Origin of the sequence: Gluconobacter sp. OJB (assembly GCF_039638275.1) — a bacterium.
Taxonomy (GTDB): domain Bacteria; phylum Pseudomonadota; class Alphaproteobacteria; order Acetobacterales; family Acetobacteraceae; genus Gluconobacter; species Gluconobacter cerevisiae.
The window spans coordinates 890,079-910,495 of record NZ_JBDIWH010000001.1; the positions used below are offsets into that span (position 1 = coordinate 890,079).

Below are 20,417 nucleotides of genomic sequence, written 5' to 3' on the forward strand. Positions count from 1 at the left end.
GGTGTTAACGAAGTTTTCACACTTCTTTGGCCAATACTACAAATCCGAGACAGAGGCAGGGGTTTTTTAGGCAATGCATCTTGAGCAACGAACCGGCCCTGTGCCGGGCTTGGTGTACGCGACTGTCCGGCAAGGAATGACCACACGTACGTTTCCCATTGAAGTTCGCCGCACGGCTTCCGGACATTATATTTCCCGCATGCCCGACAATCGTTGGTCAATCGAGTGTCTGACTATCGAAGCCGCCCTGCTTATGCACGCTGCAGTTCTCTTTCCGATTGAACAGGAGCTGTCCCCCTGGCTCTCCAATCCGAAGCCTGCTCCGTCTGCAATCCGCCACGCTGCCGGACCAATCAGGAGTCCTATCGCCGACGGGCAAGGCTCGTATCAGAGACCCCTGAAAAACCCCAAGCCAAAAACCGAAGTCAGCTCCTGATCTTACTTCATCCTTGCCAAACAGCGCTGGCAAGGCAATGTCAGTCTTATGAAAACCCGTCTCCTGCACGTCGCCGCCGCAACAGGTCTGGCAGCACTGGCTTTTGTCACTTCTCCTGCCAGAGCGGATCATCCTTGGCAGGACGCTCCCGCTCAAGCCTCTATCACAGCCGACGCGGCCCTCTCCGGGCTTCAGTCCACCGCGCTGCTTGCAGGTCAGAATGGAACCTGTTTCGCCATTGATGCCAGCGGGCATCCCGTCCAGATCGATGCCACCAACATATCGACTCCTCTGGCAGGACCTGACGTCCCTACCGAACGTCTGATTGCCATCACGATTTCTGGCGACGATTTGTGGGGCCTTTCGGCAGGCGACCAACCCACCCTCATCCGCATGTCTCTGGATGGATCGGTCCGGTCTCGCCTCCCGCTGACAGGCGCCACCATCGCGGGCAGCAATCTTGTCGCGCTTCAGGTTCACGGCACACAGGCCTATCTGGCCGACGAAGGCAAACCTGCCCTCATCGCCGCCGACCTCAAGACGGGCAAGGCAAAACGCTTCCTGTCCTATGACCTCTCTCTCACTGGACGCCATCCGCTTCTGCGTGCGGGTCAACCCCGAATGGGAGCAGACGGTCATCCCATGGCCGGTGGCAATGTGCGCTTCCTGCTTCTGGACGGAAAAGGCCAATGGTTGTTCTATCAGCCACCCACCGGCCCCATGTCCCGCATTGACACAGCCCTGTTGACTGACACGGATTTTACCCCCGTCGAGCAGCTTGACGGCATCACCGAATGGCGGACGACCCCCAGCATTGGTGGGGAAACCCTAACACCAGACAATACGTTTTATCTGTCTGACATCACAGGCGGCAGTATCCTGAAATTCGGCACTGACCGAATCCCCCTGCGGATTCTCAAAGACCCGCGCCTGTATGACGCAGGTGCACCTGCCGTCTCTGACAACCACCAGATGGCCGTTCTGGTCACGGAAGATGGTATAACGCACATTCTTCGCATCGCCTTGCCCTGACAGGACGTGATATAAAATCCCCCATGCGCTACCGATCGACCCGCGGCGAGCTGACCGCCGACGCCCCGAATTTCTCTGACATCCTTCTTGCCGGCCTTGCGGGAGATGGTGGTCTTTACATGCCGGAGAGCTGGCCGAAGATCAGCCCACAGACCCTGCGTGAGTGGCGCGCGCTCTCCTATCCGGACCTTGCCGCAGAAGTCATCGCTCTCTTTACGGAAGGCGCAATCGACGTCGATACCCTGCGTGAGATGACTCGGGACGCCTATGCCGGTTTCGACCATGCCGCTGTCGTTCCAATGGTCGAAGTTGAGCAGGATCTCTACTCCCTCGAACTGTTCCACGGCCCAACGCTCGCCTTCAAAGACATGGCGATGCAGATGCTCGGCCGCCTGTTCGATCATGTCCTGACCCAGCGCAATCGCCATGTCACGATTGTTGGCGCGACATCTGGCGACACCGGTTCAGCCGCCATTGAAGCCTGCCGTGGTCGCGAGCGCCTCTCCGTTGTCATCCTGCACCCCAAGGGCCGCACCTCGGACGTCCAGCGGCGCCAGATGACAACCGTTCAGGACGACAACATCCTCAATATTGCCGTCGAAGGCGATTTCGATACCTGTCAGGATCTGGTCAAGGCGATGTTCGCTGACCACACTTTCCGCGACGAGGTTTCGCTCTCGGCTGTCAATTCCATTAACTGGGCCCGTATCGCCGCCCAGATCCCTTATTATGTCCGCGCAGCTCTCGCGCTTGGCGCGCCGGACCGCGAAATCTCGTTCTCGGTTCCGACCGGCAATTTCGGCAATGTCCTCGCCGCATGGGCTGCAAAGCAGATGGGCCTCCCCATCAAAAAGCTGTGCATCGGTTCGAACCGCAACGACATCCTGACACGCTTCGTTATCGACAACGACATGAGCGTCCGTACGGTCGAGCCAAGCCTGTCGCCGTCAATGGACATTCAGGTCTCATCCAATTTCGAGCGCCTGCTGTTCGAACTGCTGGATCGCAATTCCACGCGTTGCGCCGCCATCATGCGCGAGTTCCGCGAGACCGGTCGCATGGCCGTCCCGCACGACGCCTGGACACGCATGAAGGACGTCTTCGAGGGCATGACCCTCACCGATGAACAGACCAGCGAGGCCATGCGCCTGTTCTATAACGAGAGCCTCTATCTTGCGGACCCGCACACCGCGATCGGCCTCGCCGTGGGCAAGCGCTTTCAGGAACCCGGCATCCCCATGGTCGCAGCAGCCACGGCTCATCCTGCCAAGTTCCCGGATGCCGTCATCGCCGCCACCGGCATCCATCCCAAGCTGCCGCCGCATCTGTCGGACCTGTTCGAGCGCACCGAGCGTTACGACTGCATGGACAGCCAGATCGCTGGTCTTCAGAACGCCGTCCGCGCTCATATCAAACGCGCCTGATCTTCAGAAAAACACAGGCTTCCCAGCCGGGGGGCCTGCCTTCCTTCGACATTACGGAACCTCATGCCCGATACGATTGAAGTCACCAGACTCGATAACGGCCTGACCATCATCACCGAACGGATGGACCGCGTTGAAACCGTGTCTTTCGGAGCCTATGTCTCCATCGGCACACGCGACGAGACCGCCGCCAATAACGGCGTCTCCCACTTCCTCGAACACATGGCCTTCAAAGGCACTGAGCGTCGTTCCGCCGCGCAGATCGCGGAAGACATCGAGAATGTCGGCGGCTACATCAACGCCTATACGGCCCGCGAAACCACCGCGTATTACGTCAAGCTGCTCAAGGATGATCTGGCGCTGGGCGTGGATATCATCGGTGATATCCTGACCCACAGCACATTCCTCGATGCCGAAATCGAGCGCGAACGCGGCGTGATCCTTCAGGAAATCGGTCAGGCCAACGATACCCCTGACGACATTATTTTCGACCAGTTTCAGGAACGCGCTTTCCCAGAACAGCCCATGGGTCGTCCCACATTGGGTTCGGAAGAACTCGTCTCGACCATGACGCGTGAAACGCTCATGTCCTACATGCGTGAACATTACACGACCCACAACATAACCATCGCCGCGGCCGGAAATCTGCACCACCAGCAGGTCGTCGATCTGGTGCAGGAGCATTTCCGCGACCTGCCGTCTCATCAGACACCCCGTCCCCGCGCGGCGGCCTATGAGGGCGGCGAACTCCGTACGACGCGCGAACTGGACCAGGCCCATCTCGTCATGGGGTTTCCCTCGGTCAGCTATATGCACCCCGATCATTACGCGGTCATGATTCTCTCGACGCTGCTCGGTGGCGGCATGTCCTCACGCCTGTTTCAGGAAATCCGGGAGCGGCGTGGACTGGTTTACAGCGTCTATTCTTTCGCCTCCCCCTTCAGTGACAGCGGCCTGTTCGGCCTTTATGCCGGTACGGGTGAGGATCAGGCTGCCGAACTTGTCCCCGTCATGATTGACGAGCTCAAGCGGCTTCAGGACGGGCTGAGCGAAGCGGAAGTATCCCGCGCCCGCGCCCAGCTCAAATCCTCGCTCCTGATGTCGCTGGAAAGCACTGGCAGCCGCTGTGAACAGCTTGCCCGCCAGATTCAGGTCCATAACCGCCCGATCCCGACCTCCGAGACCGTCGCGAAAATCGACGCCGTAACAGAAGCCGACATCCTGCGCGTTGCCCAGACCATTTTCTCCGGCACGCCCACCTTCACCGTGATCGGTCCTGTCAGCACCATGCCCTCTCTGGAGGACATCACAGCAAGGCTCGCCGCATGACTTCAACGCCCGTCGAAGCCCTTCTCGCCGCCGCCCGTCGCCACGGCGCAGACCACGCGGACGCCATTTTCATCCGTGACGAGTCTGAATCCGCCCTGATCCGCAAAGGCGTTCCCGAAGGCATCGAGCGCTCCGAAAGTGTCGCCCTTGGTTTGCGCGTCTTTCGCGGCAAACGGGCCGCCACGGTTTCGACGAGCGTTCTGAACGAGGCCGAATTTGACCGTCTGGCCGAACAGGCCTGCGCCATGGCCCTCGTCATCCCCGAAGACCAGTATGCCGGACTTGCCGAATCCGCCCTTCAGGGCCGTTTTGACGCCGCCGGACTGGATCTCGAATGCAGTGCCTCGCCGAGCATGGACGACCTCCTCGCCCGCGCTCGCGAAGCCGAGGACACTGCATTGTCTTTTGAGGGCATCACCAACACCAACGGCGCCTCCGCCGGACACGGTCGCACTTCGGTCGCACTCGGCACCTCGGCAGGGTTCTTCGGTGCCTACAGCCGCACCGCACATTCCACCAGCGCCAGCGTTCTTGCTGGCGAAGGGGCAACGATGCAGCGCGACTACGCGTATCGCAGCGCTGTTCATCTCGAAGACCTCGAAAGCCCAGCCATCATCGGTCGCGAAGCCGCCGAACGCGTGTTGGCTCGCATCAACCCCGGCCGTCCCCGCACTGGCACCTACAGCGTTATCTACGACCCGCGCGTCTCGGCATCACTGCTCGGCCATCTGGTCGGTGGCGTCAACGGCGCGGCCATTGCACGCGGAACGTCATTCCTCAAGGAAAGTCTTGGCAAGCAGATCCTCTCCGCTGGTCTGACCGTCCATGACGATCCGCGCCGCATCCGGGGGGCAGCGTCCCGACCCTTCGATGCCGAAGGCTGTGCTGCTCTGCCGCTGGACCTGATTGCAGATGGCGTCCTCCAGACATGGCTGCTTGATTCCCGCAGCGGTCGCCAGCTCGGTCTGTCCACAAACGGCCGTGCCAGCCGTGGCGTCGCATCTCCGCCTTCTCCGAGTGTGACAAATCTTCATCTCGCAGCCGGAACCCTTTCTTCCGAAGCCCTGCGTTCCGATATCAGTGAAGGGATCCTGATCACCGAACTCATGGGCTCGTCAGTCAACATGCTGACCGGCGATTACAGCCGTGGCGCTTCGGGTTTCATGATCCGCAACGGCGAAATTGCCGAACCCGTCGCCGAACTCACGGTTGCGGGCAATCTGAAAGACATGTTTGCCCGCATGATTCCGGGCAGTGACCTGATGTTCCGGCAAAGCGTGAACGCGCCCAGCATCCGGATCGACGGCATGAACATTGCAGGACTTTGATGCGTAATTTTCGACTTCTCCCCATCGCTTTCGCAGTCTTCTGCCTCCTTGGAACGGCAGATGCCCGTCCGGGCGGCGGCAGTTCTATTGGAAGCCGTGGCTCCCACACCTGGAGCGCCCCGCCGCGTACCTCCATCACGCCCGGCTGGGCGCGCCCGATGGATCAGTCCGCAACCCCACGCCCCTCGCCCAATTACGGCGGCGCACCCGGCTATGCTGCTCCGGCCCGTCCAATGCCGGGCTACGGCGCTCCGGCCTACAGACCATCCTATCCCGTGCGTCATCCGTTTCTGAGCGGATTTGCAGGCGGCTTTCTGGGCGCGGGCCTTTTCGGTCTCCTCAGCGGTCACGGCATGATGGGCGGCATGACCGGCGGAACCTCGTTCTTCGGCTTTCTGTTTCAGGTCCTCATTATCGGTGGTCTGATCGCCTTCGTCCTGCGTATGTTTGGAAACCGCCGTCAAAGCCAGATGGGTGGCAGTTCTACAGGAATGCCCGCGGGTGCCCCGGCTTTCGGCAATAGCGGCGGCGGCACACCCGTGACGCTTACCAATGACGACTATACGAGCTTCCAACGGCTCCTGCTCGACATTCAGGCGGCCTGGAGCGCACAGAACATGCGCGCGCTTGCCAGCATGGCTACCCCGGAAATGACGGGCTATTTCAACGACCAGCTTTCCGAGCTCGCCAGCCGTGGCGCACGGAATATCGTCTCCAACGTTCGCTTCCAGCGTGGAGACCTTTCCGAGGCCTGGCGTGAAGGTAATATGACCTACGCCACCGTCGCCATGCGCTACACCATGACGGACGTCACGACGGACTCCATGGGCAATGTCATCGACGGTAGCTCCACTGAAGCCGTAACCGTGACTGAACTCTGGACCTTCGTCCGTGCCGATGGCCGCGGCAACTGGATCCTCTCCGCCATCCAGCAGGCGGGCTGAAAGGCACCTAAACGAAAAAAGGCCCGGGGAAAACCCCGGGCCTTTTTTATTGCCTGAATGCTTCTTAAAGCCGCGTCAGCGTAATCACATAAAAAATTACGGCCAGCAGCACTACACCGCTGACAATTCCCGTAATCCGGCTCAACCGTCTCTTGCGGGCAAGATCAACATTCGTCGTCATGGTCATCCGATTAGAACCCGGTCAACAAGAAGTCCGCAGAACAGCAAAAACAGATAGGCCAGCGAGTAACGGAATGCGAAGCGCGCTGGCTTGTCTTTTGTCAGGCTCACACCCTCTGCATCCTGCTTGTCCATCAACACCCGGAACGCGCAAAGAATGAAGCCCAGATCCAGCAGACTGGTCACGATCGTATAGGTCAGCCCGACTTCATGAACGAACGTCGGCACTAGCGACACAGCCGTAAGAATGAACGTATAGATCAGGATCTGCCATCGTGTATGGCGCGCACCCTTCACGACCGGCAGCATCGGAATGCCAGCCTTGTCGTAATCCTTGCAGGCATACAGCGACAGCGACCAGAAGTGTGGTGGCGTCCACAGAAACACAATCGCAAACATGGCCACTGGCAGAACTGCCATGGAATTCATGCTCGCAGCCCAGCCGATCATCGGCGGAAAGGCGCCCGCAGCTCCACCGATCACGATGTTCTGCGGCGTGCTACGCTTGAGCCACATCGTATAAATGACGCTGTAGAAGAAAATCGAGAACGCCAGAATTCCGGCTGCCAGTGCATTTGTCGCCAGCCAGAGCACAACCACTGACAATACCGACAGGACGACGCCATAAACCAGCGCTGCCTGTTCCGGCATACGCCCGTCAGGAATAGGCCGCACCACCGTCCGCTTCATGATCGCGTCGATGTCGCGGTCATACCACATGTTGATGGCCCCTGCGGCCCCTGCCCCGATGCAGATGCACAGGATGGTAATCAATCCGATGGGAATGGACGGCCAGTGCGGCGCCACGGCCATGCCCGCAGCACCGGTAAACACCACCAGCGAAATCACCCGCGGCTTGAGCAGCGCCAGCCATTCACGCAGGGACGGATCATTATCCTTCCCCGGAACGGAAAAAACCCCCGAAGGGGCCAGAGGTGTTGTCGTATCACTCATGCCGAGACCCGGGCACGCCCGGTCTCCCTCAGCAGGAACAGTCCTACCAGCCCAAAAGCCAGAAGACTGACACCCATCAGAATCTCACCATAGATCATCATGCCCGGCACGATCGAGCAAAACGCGCCTGCCAGCATGAGACCCGCATGCACCCGGCTTAGAAGCGCAGGAACCCGACCGGGGAGAAGTCTCTCGACCCAGGCGTAAAACCCGCCGCACAGCGCCATGATCCCGCCAAATGCAACAGCCGTATGATCGCCCGAATGGGCCGGCAGACCGTCAGACAGCCAGCCCGCCGCAAACAGAAGAATGCTGCCAATCGCCCAGAGCGCAGCGCCATCCAGATCACGCTTCTGCTGCCACACATCCCGACACAGCGCCCCGATCAGCACCACTGACGGCACGATCTGCGTCACCAGAACAAGACTGGCCCCCACTCCGGATGCCAAAGACCCATACAGTCCGTCCATCCAGAACAGCGGTCCGCCAATCCCCATCACACCGAACACATAAGGCGCAACCGTCCAGGACGCTCCGCCACGGGCAGAACGCGACAGAAGAGCGGACGTGACCAGTCCAAGCCCGGGAGTCAGCATCAGCGCCATTTCAGGCAGATGAAGCGTCTCGATCAGAGCATCGGGGGTAAGTGCATCCATCATGCCGCGTGTCACGACAGCAGCTAAAACCGGCGCCACCAAAACAACGCTGCATGCGGTTGCGAGAAGAGACCACGCCAGCGGCGCCATGTCCCGGAAGCGGCAGGTCCGCCCTTCGAGGCACGTGGTAATCACGTCAGTCGCCACGGCCAGAATACCAGCAGACCAGAGCAGCATGGCGACGAACGGCAGGAGGGGCAGAAGGACCACGCCCGCCGAGAGAGAGCCGAAACCCGCCAGCGTCAGCCCGCGAAGCACAGTCCGGTCTGTCCCGAGTGCTGCCGGAAGAAGCCACTGCCCAAATCCGCCCAGCGCCGCAGGACACATGACGAAGAACGTCATGAGAATACCGTGGCAGAAAGCCTGCCCGTTTGTAGGATGTGTCTGGAGAATAGGCAGGGCCAGCGACCCACCCAGCAGGCCCGCAAACAGGGCCAGCAGAATGAAGGATGTCCCGACTCGGCGGCTGGAACGGGCCGAGGCAGTATCCGGAGCAGTATCGACGGCCTGATAAGTCATGATCGCGTAGTCGGTCCCTGAACTTAGGAATACCGCAGCGAGCGTCGGAATACTCGGCGCCGACACACGTGCGGAACCAAACGCCGATCAGGCGACCAGGGCTGCTGCGTCGCTTTTACTCTCGCATTGCGGCAATGTCACGAGTGTAAACAGCCCTGCGGGCGGAACCGGCATCAGCGTCGCACGACGCAGGTCTTCCGGGGGCAGAAGCGACTCAATTGCGAAATCCGGATGCCAGCCCAGCGAGCGGGACGCCCGGGCCATGCCACGCTCTACCGACAGACGCACGCCGCCAGTCGCCAGAAAATGATTCACGAACAGGATATGCCCGCCCGGTTTCACGACGCGCTTGAGTTCAGCCAGCAGCCGGTCAGGGTGCGGGACGACCGATGCCACAAACATCGCTACCGCAATATCGAAGCTGTCATCTTCAAACGTCGTGGCTTCCGCATCCATTTCCAGAAGATCGTCCACATTCGTCAGATGCTCCTGAAGCACCCGCATCCGTGCACGCTCAAGCATGTCTTCGGAAAGATCGATTCCCGTAATGCGTTTGCTCTGGGAATAGGCAGGCAGGGCCAGCCCTGTTCCGACACCGACTTCCAGAACCCTCTCTCCTGGCAGAGCATTGACCGCAGCCACTGCTCTTTTACGCCCGTAACCCGAAATACCGCCAAAAACAGTATCATAAACACGGGCCCAACGACGATAAGCCGTTTTGACGGCTTCCGCGTCCAGTGCCGAACGCGGGGAAAGGGTTGAGGACATTGTGATATACGACCTTCTTTGTCCGCCCGACCTTCGCAGGCCAGAGCTATCCAGAACATGTTCAATTCGCACCTTCTTGCCCTCCCCGATAGGCATCTGGCAAGACACGCAGTGTGCATGACGTTTCAAGCCCATGTTTCCGACGGGGCCAAGGAGGACAAACATGCTGGTCTATTGTATTGTGGCGGTCACTTTCGTGATTTGGGGCACCATCTATTTCCTGTATTTCCGCGTGCAGCTTCGGGACTGGTTCGGTAATCGTTTCGGTCGGGACAGCGACGCCAAAATAGAGGAAACTCTGCCCGATGAACCCAGAATGTCCCTCACCTACACGTCGAATTCAGAAGATAGTCGGCAGCGTTAGCCTTTTCTTTTCCTGATCGCAGATCACTCTGACGCCAGAACGCGCCCTTCGATTGCATCCCAGATCAGCCCCGCGCTGTTGATGCCATCAAAACGGTCCAGCTCCTGCAGCCCCGTCGGTGATGTGACGTTGATTTCCGTCAACCAGTTCCCGATCACGTCGATCCCGGTAAAAATCAGACCGTGTTCGCGCAGATATGGTCCGATCGACTCACAGATTTCCCGGTCGCGGGCCGTCAGCTCAACACTCATGGCCCGACCGCCGACATGCATGTTCGAACGTGCTTCTCCCGTTGCGGGAACCCGGTTGATCGCACCGATTGGCTCGCCATCCACCAGAATGATACGCTTGTCCCCCTGACGCACGGCCGGCTCATAACGCTGGATCATGAGCGGTTCACGCGAACGTGCGAAATGCATCTCCAGCAGCGCACCCAGATTCTCATCATCCGGCTTAATCCGGAATATTCCGGCTCCACCATTGCCGAAGAGTGGCTTGACGATCAGGTCGTGATATTTTTCCCGGAATGCCAGAATTTCGCGCGTATCCCACGTCACAAGCGTCGGGGGCATCAGATGTGGGAAATGCGTCACCAGCAGCTTTTCCGGCGCATTCCGCACCGCCACCGGATCGTTCACCACGAGCGAGCGTCCCTCGCCCACACCATGCACGTGCTCCAGCATATGCGTGGCCGTGATGTAGCCCATGTCGAACGGCGGGTCCTGACGCATCAGGATCACGTCCGTCTGCCCCAGATCCAGAACCTGTTCTTCGCCGAACGTCGCATGATTGCCACGCTCGCGCCGCACCTCGACCCGGCGCGCCCGCGCTTGCACACGGCCGCCGCGTCCCTGCCCTTCAACGAGGCTCAGCGTCGTCACCGGATAGACCCACAACTCATAGCCACGCGCCTGCGCCTCAAGCATCATCGCAAACGTGGAGTCGCCATCAATATTGACGGACTCCAAGGGGTCCATCTGAACAGCAACGCGAAGAGAACGGGACATCAGGAAACTCCGGTCCGGGGAAATGGGAGTGGAACAGTCTGTGTAAACGCAGGTCGTACTTTTTCAAAGCCACGCCCCTGCCGTACGCCCAAACGTCAGGCCGCTACCGCCACGGGATAGGCGATCTTCAGGATTTCGATCTCGACCGGGCCGCCCGGCGTCTGCAACATCGCCACGTCCCCAATGCGCGTTCTCATCAGCGCCCGCGCCACCGGCGAGACCAGACTGACCTCGCCACGCGCCAGATCGGACTCGTCCACGCCGAGGATCGTCACCGTGTGTTCGACGTCATCTTCGTCCACATAGGTCACGGTAGCACCGAAAAACACACGATCCCGCGTGGTTTGCCCGGCGGGATCGACGATCACCGCATTTTCCAGACGCTTGCCCAGAAACCGCATCCGCCGGTCGATTTCCCGCAGTCGGCGCTTGCCGTACTGATAGTCCGCGTTCTCCGAACGGTCGCCATTGCTGGCTGCCCAGGACACGATCTCCACAATGCGCGGCCGTTCCTTCTGTGCCAGTTCCTTCAGTTCAGCCCGCATGACAACCGCACCTTTCGGCGACAGGTAATGCGACAGCGGCGTCTTCTCAGCCATCTCAGCGACCTCCCCGGCCGCGTTTCTTCTTCGCTGGATCATACCCGCCTCCGCCCGGCCCCAGAGGAACAGGCGTCTTCGGAGCCTTTCGTGCACCCGGACGTCCGGCGGTCGAGTTCGCAATCGGTGGCGGCTCCAGCCCCATATCGATCGCCTCAAGCCGCTTGACCTCGTCGCGCAGTCGGGCGGCCTGTTCGAAGTCCAGATTGGCCGCGGCCTCCCGCATCCGCTTTTCCAGATCCTGAATGGTGGCGGGGAGCGATTTACCGACGAACTGTTCCGTATCACCCGAGCCGTCCGGAGCGACCGTCACATAATCCTGCTCGAACACCGAAGAGAGCGCATCGCCGATCTTCGACCGCACTGTCATCGGCGTAATTCCGTGCGCCTCGTTCCATTCCGTCTGCTTGGCCCGACGCCGCGCCGTCTCTTCGATCGCGTATTTTAGACTGTCCGTCATCTTGTCCGCATACAGCAACACACGGCCATCGACGTTACGCGCCGCACGCCCGATCGTCTGGATCAGCGACGTCTTGGACCGCAGGAATCCTTCCTTGTCCGCATCCAGAATAGCCACGACCGAACATTCCGGAATATCCAATCCCTCACGCAGCAGGTTAATCCCCACCAGCACGTCAAAGGCCCCCAGTCGCAGATCGCGGATGATCTCGATCCGCTCCAGCGTATCCACATCTGAGTGCAGATACCGGACCTTGATGCCCGCTTCGCCCAAATAATCCGTCAGATCTTCTGACATCCGCTTGGTCAGAGTCGTGACAAGCACACGTCCGCCCTTGCTGATCGCGTCCCGGCACTCATGCAGCAGATCATCGACCTGCCCTTCGACCGGACGCACATCCGTTACCGGGTCAATCAGCCCCGTCGGACGGATGATCTGCTCGGCAAACACACCGCCTGTCTGCTCCATCTCCCACGGTCCCGGCGTCGCAGAGACGAAAATCGACTGCGGCCTGAACGCATTCCACTCCCCGAACGCCAGCGGACGGTTGTCGATACAGGACGGAAGACGGAACCCGTAATCCGACAGCACGCTTTTCCGCGCCCTGTCTCCACGCTCCATGCCACCAATCTGCGGCACCGTGACATGGCTCTCATCCACGATCAGCAGCGCATCTTCTGGCAGATATTCGAACAGAGTCGGCGGCGGATCTCCCGGACCACGCCCGGACAGGTAGCGGGAGTAGTTCTCGATCCCCTTGCACGCTCCGGTCGTCTCAATCATTTCCAGATCGAAGGTGGTCCGCTGCGACAGACGCTCCGCCTCCAGCAGCTTTCCATCCTCGGTGAACTGCTGGAGGCGCCCGCGAAGTTCATTTTTGATCCCGATCATCGCCTGATTGAGCGTCGGACGCGGCGTCACGTAATGCGAGTTCGCATAGACGCTGATTTCCGCCAGATCCGCCGTCTTGTTTCCCGTCAGTGGATCGAACTCCACGATCTGGTCGATCTCATCGCCAAACAGCGACACGCGCCAGGCCCGGTCCTCATTCTGCACCGGAAAGATGTCGATCTGCTCGCCGCGCACACGGAACGTCCCGCGCTCGAATGCTGCGTCATTGCGACGGTACTGCAACTCCACCAGCGCCTTGATCAGCCGCTCGCGGTCGATGGAGCCACCTACTTCAAGCCGCACCACCATCTTCGAATACGTTTCGACCGAACCGATACCATAAATGCAGGAAACGGACGCCACAATGATGACGTCATTGCGCTCCAGCAGTGCCTGCGTGGCGGCATGGCGCATTCGGTCGATCTGTTCGTTAATCTGGCTGTCCTTCTCGATATACGTATCCGACCGTGGCACGTAGGCCTCCGGCTGGTAGTAATCGTAGTACGACACGAAATACTCGACCGCATTATCCGGAAAGAACTGCTTCATCTCCCCGTAAAGCTGCGCCGCCAGGGTTTTATTGGGGGCCAGAATGAGAGTCGGCTTCTGCGTTGCCTCAATGACTTTCGCCATGCTGAACGTCTTGCCCGAGCCGGTCACACCCAGCAGGACCTGATCCCGCTCGCCGCCCTCAACGCCCTTCACAAGCTCCGCAATCGCCGTTGGCTGATCGCCCGCCGGATCGTAATCCGATTTAACGACGAGTCTGCGCGTCTTGGGTTTGACAGGCTGTCTCTCGGGGAGAAACTGCGTCAGGGGCATGGATGCGGCATTGCGAACGGAAGAGGTCGGTTTTTTGGCCATCATCGCAAGATGGGAAACCGCGCGACACAGGGCAAGAGGCATCTGCACAGAGGCCCCTTCGGACAACATTCCGCCCGCATATCTTTATGACATTTTATTGCTGAAAGGGATGGAGAGACTCGCCGTCCAGCGCTATCAACACCCATGTCTCTTTGAAGGAAAAACCGTCATGGACGTCCAAACGATCGAACAGACCTATATCCAGCTTCAGCAGCAGGCCCAGCAAACCGCTCAGGCGCTTCAGGCTCTCGGCTCCAAGATGCAGGCTGCTGTCCAGAGCGGCGACATGCAGGCTCGGGAATGGTCCCTCGATCTGCGCGAACTCGCCCTCGCTTTTCAGGCTGAGCAGCAGCAGGTCACGAACCTTCTGCAACAGCTTCACGCAGCACTGTCCAACGCCCAGCCCGATTACGGCGCACAAGCCGTCTATCAGGCCCCGACACAGCAGATCCCCGTGCAGCCCGTTCAGGCTCTTCCCGACAATAATTTCGTCTCTGACATCCTCAATTCCGGCTTCGCCCGCTCTGTCGAGGCTGGCGCAGGATTCAGCATCGGCAACGACCTCATCAAAGAAATCTTCTGATTTTTCGTACACTCTGACACGGTATATTTCGCAAAATCATGATCAGACCCGACTTACCCCCGGGTCAGATCTTAGAAACCGTTAAAAACGGGCAATTTTCTGATCGGTATTTTTAAAATTGACAAACAATATCAATTAAAATCCAATAATATAAACTATTACAAGTAAATAAGATGATTTATTATCTTTAGACCTATTTTTTATTTATCAATTCCCTTTCAATCCCTTTCCCGCAATAATTCGTTTCATATGTGGCGCATTTGCCAAGCCAGCATAGATTATGACTTATTGTTTAATAATCATGTTGCAATGTTTCAATTCCATGACATAGCGTGAATTCCAGAATTTTATGAACAGAAACTGGAACTCGCTCGTGCAGTCAGCCTTGGGACGATATCTTTTATCCGGTGTCGCATTGATCGGCCTCCTGGTCAGCCCGACGCGGGCTGCCAGCACAACGCACAAAACACATCATGCAAACCACGCCAAGACCACCACGCCTGCACACCGCGCACTCCCGGCGCACAAACATGCAACAGTGGCATCCGGCACTGAAGACATGACGGTTCATGCGCAGCGCAGAGGCTCGCATAGTGCGGTGGAAGTCGTCACACGAGAAACAATGGATCATTTCGTCGCCGGCACAAGCCCGATGCAGATCCTTGCTCTGACGACACCTGGCGCAAACTTTGCCTCCGATGATGCTTTCGGACTCGATACAGTCGCCAATACCCTCTATGTTCGCGGCTTCAATCAGACCCAACTCGGTGTCTCGCTCGACGGAATCCCGATGGGCGGACAGGGCTTCCACAACTGGAACGGCCTCGGTGTCGACCAGATGGAAATTCAGGAAAACATCACCAGCCTGACCATGTCGCAGGGCGCAGGCGCACTGGACACTCCATCAGCCCAAATGCTTGGCGGTGCCATCACCTTCACCTCTGCAGATCCTTCAGACAAGGCGGGCGGCCAGATCAGCCAGCTTTTCGGTAGTTATAACGGCTTCAGAACTTTCGGCCGTGTGGATAGTGGAAAGCTGAATTCCAGCGGCACAAAATTTTATGCCGCCTACGCCCGCACCGATCAGGATCTCTGGAAAGGCTATGGCGATCAGCAGGAACAGCAGGCTAACTTCAAACTGGTCCAGCCCGTTGGTGATCGCGGTAAAATCACGGCAGTTTTCGACTATTCAAACTTTGAACAGTACAATTATCTCAGCCTGACCAAAAACATGTGGCAGAAGATGGGGCGCAATACGACCTATCTGAAACCCAACTATGCCCTCGCCAAAGAATACGCTTACTACGCCCAGAATGGCGGCGTACCTCCGGGACTTGAAGGAGTTCTGTCCAACGATGAAATTGGCGATTACGCTTATGACAGCTCCCAGACACAGCGGAACTATCTTTCCGCCATTACGGGTGAGTTCCAGCTTTTCCCCAACGTCACATCCAAGACAATTGCTTACGCCCATGTTTCGAACGGAGATTACAGTGCCTCCAATCCGTTCCTGACATCCCCGACCTCACAAGTTCCGATGGCGATGGAAACGGGCCATCCCGATGTCCGACGTTTGGGTTTCGTACAGAACTTTGACATCCATGCCGGTCATAACAACGACATCAAAACCGGTATCTGGTACGAAAACGACCGCTTTAACTATCCGATGATGATGTATGAAGACGGGGTTAATACTCCGCATTCCTCCATTGCCGATTTCAAGAACGGAACAACATGGTGGGCAGATTCTTTTAACACCAACACGTTTCAGTTCTATCTGCAGGACACCTACCGAATCATTCCGGGCATGACCGTTGAAGCAGGCTTCCGTTCGCTGTTGCAAACGACGCATGGTGGAACCAGCGTCGACAATACGAGTTCGCTTTCTTCATGGGGTGTTTATTACAGCCACCCTGCGTCCGGTAATCTGACGGCAGCGAACGCCTTCCTCCCGCATTTCAACTTCGACTACCACTTCCTCAATCAGCACGAAGTTTATTTCGATATTGCTGAAAACATGCGCGCTTATGATTACTCTGCACAGAGTTCAAGCGGATCGGCCTGGTCAGGTCTCGGAAGCGCGTCCAACCCTGCGCAGACCGTCTTCGACGAAAACAAGAAGTCGCTGCGCCCGGAGCGGACCTGGAATTACGTCGTTGGCTACCGCTTCAACTCCCATTTCTTTTCCGGAAGCGCGGATTTCTACCATACAGATTACTATAATCGCCTCGCCGCCATCACCAGTGGCTCAACGGGAAACACCTACAGTTCATTCATGAATGTGGGACATGAAACCATGAACGGCGCAGACGTCGCGGGGACGTTCCGTCCGCTTCCCGGACTGGCCATCACCAACAGCTTCAGCTGGAATGATGCGACCTATGAAGATACGCATCTTCCCTATAATGGTGGTTATGTCAGCATCAAGGGCAAGCAGCAGGTCTATTATCCGAAATTCATGTACAAGGCTGATGTGAGCTATACTTGGCATCGTGCAACATTTAACTTCAACACCACATACACAAGCGCACGCCAGATGACCTATACCAATGATGAGCAGATTCCTGCCTATTGGACATCAAACCTCAATGTTGCTTACGATTTCGGCAAAGTCGGCTTTGCCCAGAGCCTGAAGACGTCCTTTGGGGTCACCAACCTCTACAATCAGAACTATATCGGTGGCGTTTATGGCGCAGCTTCGGTTGCGGGCGATGACAACGCAAATCTGTTTGCCGCAGCACCGCGCGAATTCTTCGGAACGATTGCAGCCCAGTTCTGAACCGATATTCGCAACCTAGAAACAAAAAGGGCGCTTCCTTTGTAGGAAGCGCCCTTTTTTGCGGCTGAACCCTTCAGAGTGACGACAGCGCCGGTGGCACCTTCGCCTTCTCCAGAGCCTCTTTCTGACGCGCCGCCAGAATAGTCACATCGAAGCCCTCGATCAGTTCCTCGAACATATTGTGCCAGTTCAGCCGCGCCTCCAGACGCAGGAACGCACTGCCGAGCCCGATCGCAGAACGGTCCATCAACACGAATTCACGCGGCAGCTTCACACCGCCTGTGCGCTTGAGCCCGTCATAGACTTTCTCCAGAACCTGACGCGCTTCCGCCGGATCGTTGCTCTCCTGCATGGAACACACGCGGTCCGTCATCAGCGGACGATAGAAGAACCGTGCCCATTCATTCAGAATACCCGCCGTCTCACGCGAGATCCCGACGAAGCCCCACTTGCTGTAGGCATGGAAGGCGAGTTCCTCGTTGTTCTCCCGCAGTGCCTTGAAGAGATCGATGATCCCTTCCACAAATCGCGGCGAGAAAATCCGGACAGCTCCGAAATCCAGCAGGTTCAGACCGTAATCCTCACGCACGGTGAAATTGCCCATATGCGGGTCACCGTGAATGACACCGTAGTGATAGACCGGCGTGTACCAGGCCTTGAACAGCGCCGTGGCCATCGCATTGCGATCTTCCAGTGGCACGTTTTCGCCCAGAACGGCCCGCATACTCCGGCCACTCACCCAATCCATCGTCAGCAACCGCCCGGTGGACATCTCTTCGACTGGCGCAGGAACCGTAACCTCGGGCGTTTCCGAGAGCATGTCCCGATACAGCCGCAGATGGCTCGCTTCCCGTCGGTAATCCAGTTCCTCGCGCAGTCGATCCGCGAGTTCGGTATAAACTTCGTCCTGCCGGATCGTGGTCTCAAACTGCTTGTAAATACCGAGTGCGGCCCGGAACTGTCGCAGATCCGAATCCACGGCCGCCTGCATGTCCGGATACTGCAACTTGCAGGCGACTTCCCGCCCGTCGACCAGACGCGCCCGATGCACCTGTCCGAGCGAAGCTGCCGCGACGGCTTCATGGCTGAAGGAGCGGAAATGCTTTTCCCAACCCGCTCCAAGCTCCGCCTGCATGCGACGGCGCACGAAGCTCCAGCCCATCGGCGGCGCATTGGACTGCAAATGCGCCAGTTCTTCAGCGTATTCGTCCGGCAGCGCGCCGGGAATGGTGGAGAGAAGCTGGGCCGCCTTCATCAGCGGCCCTTTGAGGTTTCCCAACGCCGACTTCAGGCCCTCTGCATGAACGCCCTTGTTCGTCTTGAAGCCCAGACGGTTGCCCGCCATCCGCGCCGCAATACCGCCGACCGCGCCGGAAGTCCGCGCCATGCGACGCAGCTCCCCCATAAGGCCGGTGTTGTCGAGATCCCTCGCCATGATGCTCCTCAGTCCTCCTGCTCGAGCTGATCAATCAGCCCCGAGATCACATCCAGTCCTTTACGCCAGAAACCCGGATCTGTCGCATCAAGTCCGAACGGCGCGAGCAGTTCTTTGTGCCGCAGCGTTCCACCGGCTTCGAGCATAGTGCGGTATTTCGCAGAAAAACCCTCGGGTTTTTCCTGATAAACGCCATAGAGCGCATTTACCAGACAGTCCCCGAAAGCATACGCATAAACATAGAACGGGGAATGCACGAAATGCGGAATGTAAGACCAGTACAGGTCATAATCCGGTGTGAAGTGGAACACCGGCCCCAGACTCCGCACCTGAACCTCCCGCCAGATTTCTCCCAGACGCTCCGGCGAAAGTTCGCCCTTCGCCCGCTCGTCATGGACCTTCACTTCGAACTGATAGAACGCGATCTGCCGGACAACCGTGTTCAGCATGTCCTCGACCTTCGCCGCCAGCATATGACGACGGCGCTTCGGATCACTCTCCGCATCCAGCAATGACTGGAACGTCAGCATCTCGCCGAACACCGATGCCGTCTCGGCCAGAGTCAGAGGCGTATCGGCATTCAGATAACCTTGCTTTTTCCCGGCCAGAGTCTGATGCACGCCATGCCCCAGCTCATGGGCCAGCGTCATGACATCGCGCGGCTGCCCACGATAGTTCATCAGAATATACGGGTGCACGGACGGTACGCAGGAATGCGAGAACGCCCCGGAGGACTTCCCAGCCACGGGTGCGGCATCAATCCACGGATTGGTCAGGAAGCTCTGGACAATCTCGCCCAGAGCCGGATCGAACCCGGCATAGGCCGTCCGCACGATCTCCTTGCCCTGCTCCCAGTCGATCTGGCGCGTCTCCACACCCGGCAGCGGGGCATTGCGATCCCAGTGTTCCAGCGTCTCCAGCCCGAGCCACTTCGCCTTGAGCGCATAATAGCGGTGCGCCAGACGCGGATAAGCCTCGTCCACCGCGCCCACCAGCGCATCGACAACCTCGTCCTCGACCATGTTCGCTAAGTTCCGCGAACTCGTCGGGCGCGGATAGCCGCGCAGCTTGTCCCCGATCGCCTTGTCCTTGGCGAGCGTGTTGGTAATCATCGTCAGCAGACGCGAGTTCTCGCCCAGAACCGCACTGATCTGCTGCGCCGCAGCCTCGCGCTTCGCACGATCCGCGTTCGTCAGCAGATTAAACGCATCGCCCAGCGGCTTCTCCTCACCGTCGATCGTGACACTCAGCGTCGCCATCGTCTCGTCGAACAGCCGGTTCCAGGCATTCCGCCCCGTCACCGACTTGTCCATCAGCACCTGCTCGACCTCATCGGAAAGCTGATAGGGCCGGTACATCCGCAGATCCCGCAGATACGCACCCCACTTACGCATTTCCGGTGCTTCGCAGATCCGTGCCAGATTCTCGTCCGCAATCCGGTTCAGTTCCAGCGTGAAGAACATTAGATCGGAGGCCACCTCCGTCATCCGCTCCTGCACACCCTGCGCAAACCGTCCCCAGACCGGATCGGTCGTATGCGCGGCAAAACCGAGGCTCGAGTAGGACCCGATCTTCCCGAGTCCTTCTTCGATTTCTTCATACTCCGCAAAAGCCGCCGCAAGTTCTGCACCGCTCAGACTGTCCAGACGCCCCTTATACGTCTCGCAGAAACGACGCGCCTCCCCCGCCCAGCGATCGAAATCCGCCGCCAGAGCCGGATCTTCTGGCGAAACATAGAGATCGGACAGGTCCCAGCGGGGCGGTATCTGCTCCCCGGAGGACGAATTGGGCGTGCCGTCAACGGCAGAAAAGAGCATGGTCATATCCCTGACCTTAGAGCCACAATCCTCGCCGTCAAACGGGAT

General features: G+C 58.5%; 16 protein-coding genes. 8 read left to right on the top strand and 8 right to left on the bottom strand.

All coding sequences use genetic code 11. The features are described from left to right. Positions 1–484 precede the first annotated feature (484 nt). From ABDK74_RS04075 to ABDK74_RS04095, 5 genes are all read left to right on the top strand, one after another. The gene (locus ABDK74_RS04075; protein WP_346002812.1) at positions 485–1,468 is read left to right on the top strand and encodes a hypothetical protein; all 984 of its coding nucleotides are present in this window, start codon (positions 485–487) and stop codon (positions 1,466–1,468) included. A 23-nt stretch (positions 1,469–1,491) separates the two neighbouring features. Then, positions 1,492–2,892, top strand: coding sequence for a threonine synthase (thrC, locus tag ABDK74_RS04080; RefSeq protein ID WP_346002813.1), 1,401 nt, complete (start codon positions 1,492–1,494; stop codon positions 2,890–2,892). A gap of 63 nt (positions 2,893–2,955) precedes the next feature. Continuing rightward, a complete protein-coding gene (locus tag ABDK74_RS04085; RefSeq protein WP_346002814.1) occupies positions 2,956–4,221 on the top strand; it encodes a pitrilysin family protein in 1,266 nt (421 codons plus the stop codon). Further along, entirely contained in the window at positions 4,218–5,549 is a 1,332-nt protein-coding gene (locus ABDK74_RS04090) for a TldD/PmbA family protein (protein WP_346002815.1), read from the top strand. Before ABDK74_RS04085 ends, ABDK74_RS04090 begins: the two co-directional genes overlap by 4 nt. Next, complete coding sequence (locus tag ABDK74_RS04095; protein ID WP_346002816.1) at positions 5,549–6,493, top strand: TIM44-like domain-containing protein; 945 nt, start codon at positions 5,549–5,551, stop codon at positions 6,491–6,493. The genes ABDK74_RS04090 and ABDK74_RS04095 overlap by 1 nt, the downstream gene beginning before the upstream one ends. 183 nt (positions 6,494–6,676) lie before the next feature. On the opposite strand, the gene ABDK74_RS04100 is transcribed toward ABDK74_RS04095, so the two are convergent. The 3 genes from ABDK74_RS04100 to ABDK74_RS04110 form a co-directional block, all read right to left on the bottom strand. Next, positions 6,677–7,627, bottom strand: a complete 951-nt coding sequence (locus tag ABDK74_RS04100) for a heme o synthase (protein ID WP_408874464.1) — start codon at positions 7,625–7,627, stop codon at positions 6,677–6,679. Continuing rightward, positions 7,624–8,802 carry a cbb3-type cytochrome c oxidase subunit I gene (locus ABDK74_RS04105; RefSeq protein WP_346002817.1) on the bottom strand — a complete coding sequence of 393 codons (1,179 nt, stop codon included), beginning with the start codon at positions 8,800–8,802 and terminating at the stop codon, positions 7,624–7,626. Before ABDK74_RS04105 ends, ABDK74_RS04100 begins: the two co-directional genes overlap by 4 nt. A gap of 87 nt (positions 8,803–8,889) precedes the next feature. After that, complete coding sequence (locus tag ABDK74_RS04110) at positions 8,890–9,570, bottom strand: class I SAM-dependent methyltransferase (protein ID WP_194254394.1); 681 nt, start codon at positions 9,568–9,570, stop codon at positions 8,890–8,892. A 163-nt stretch (positions 9,571–9,733) separates the two neighbouring features. Here ABDK74_RS04110 and ABDK74_RS04115 point away from each other — a divergent pair, with 163 nt between their 5' ends. Continuing rightward, positions 9,734–9,934, top strand: coding sequence for a hypothetical protein (locus ABDK74_RS04115; protein ID WP_346002818.1), 201 nt, complete (start codon positions 9,734–9,736; stop codon positions 9,932–9,934). Between the two features lie 23 nt (positions 9,935–9,957). Here ABDK74_RS04115 and gshB read toward each other — a convergent pair whose 3' ends face one another. The 3 genes from gshB to uvrB form a co-directional block, all read right to left on the bottom strand. After that, complete coding sequence (gene gshB / locus ABDK74_RS04120; RefSeq protein WP_346002819.1) at positions 9,958–10,941, bottom strand: glutathione synthase; 984 nt, start codon at positions 10,939–10,941, stop codon at positions 9,958–9,960. 95 nt (positions 10,942–11,036) lie between these two features. Then, entirely contained in the window at positions 11,037–11,540 is a 504-nt protein-coding gene (gene greB / locus ABDK74_RS04125; RefSeq protein WP_346002820.1) for a transcription elongation factor GreB, read from the bottom strand. A gap of 1 nt (position 11,541) precedes the next feature. Further along, a complete protein-coding gene (gene uvrB, locus ABDK74_RS04130) occupies positions 11,542–13,755 on the bottom strand; it encodes an excinuclease ABC subunit UvrB (RefSeq protein WP_346004158.1) in 2,214 nt (737 codons plus the stop codon). A gap of 169 nt (positions 13,756–13,924) precedes the next feature. Here uvrB and ABDK74_RS04135 point away from each other — a divergent pair, with 169 nt between their 5' ends. Continuing rightward, positions 13,925–14,338, top strand: coding sequence for a hypothetical protein (locus tag ABDK74_RS04135; protein ID WP_194254391.1), 414 nt, complete (start codon positions 13,925–13,927; stop codon positions 14,336–14,338). Between the two features lie 559 nt (positions 14,339–14,897). After that, positions 14,898–17,117: a TonB-dependent receptor domain-containing protein gene (locus ABDK74_RS04140; RefSeq protein WP_346004159.1), complete on the top strand. Its 2,220-nt coding sequence runs from the start codon at positions 14,898–14,900 to the stop codon at positions 17,115–17,117. A 73-nt stretch (positions 17,118–17,190) separates the two neighbouring features. On the opposite strand, the gene ABDK74_RS04145 is transcribed toward ABDK74_RS04140, so the two are convergent. Both ABDK74_RS04145 and ABDK74_RS04150 read right to left on the bottom strand, forming a co-directional pair. Next, positions 17,191–18,552 carry an AarF/ABC1/UbiB kinase family protein gene (locus ABDK74_RS04145; RefSeq protein ID WP_346002821.1) on the bottom strand — a complete coding sequence of 454 codons (1,362 nt, stop codon included), beginning with the start codon at positions 18,550–18,552 and terminating at the stop codon, positions 17,191–17,193. An 8-nt stretch (positions 18,553–18,560) separates the two neighbouring features. Beyond that, a complete protein-coding gene (locus tag ABDK74_RS04150) occupies positions 18,561–20,369 on the bottom strand; it encodes a M3 family oligoendopeptidase (RefSeq protein ID WP_346004160.1) in 1,809 nt (602 codons plus the stop codon). Positions 20,370–20,417 lie beyond the last annotated feature (48 nt).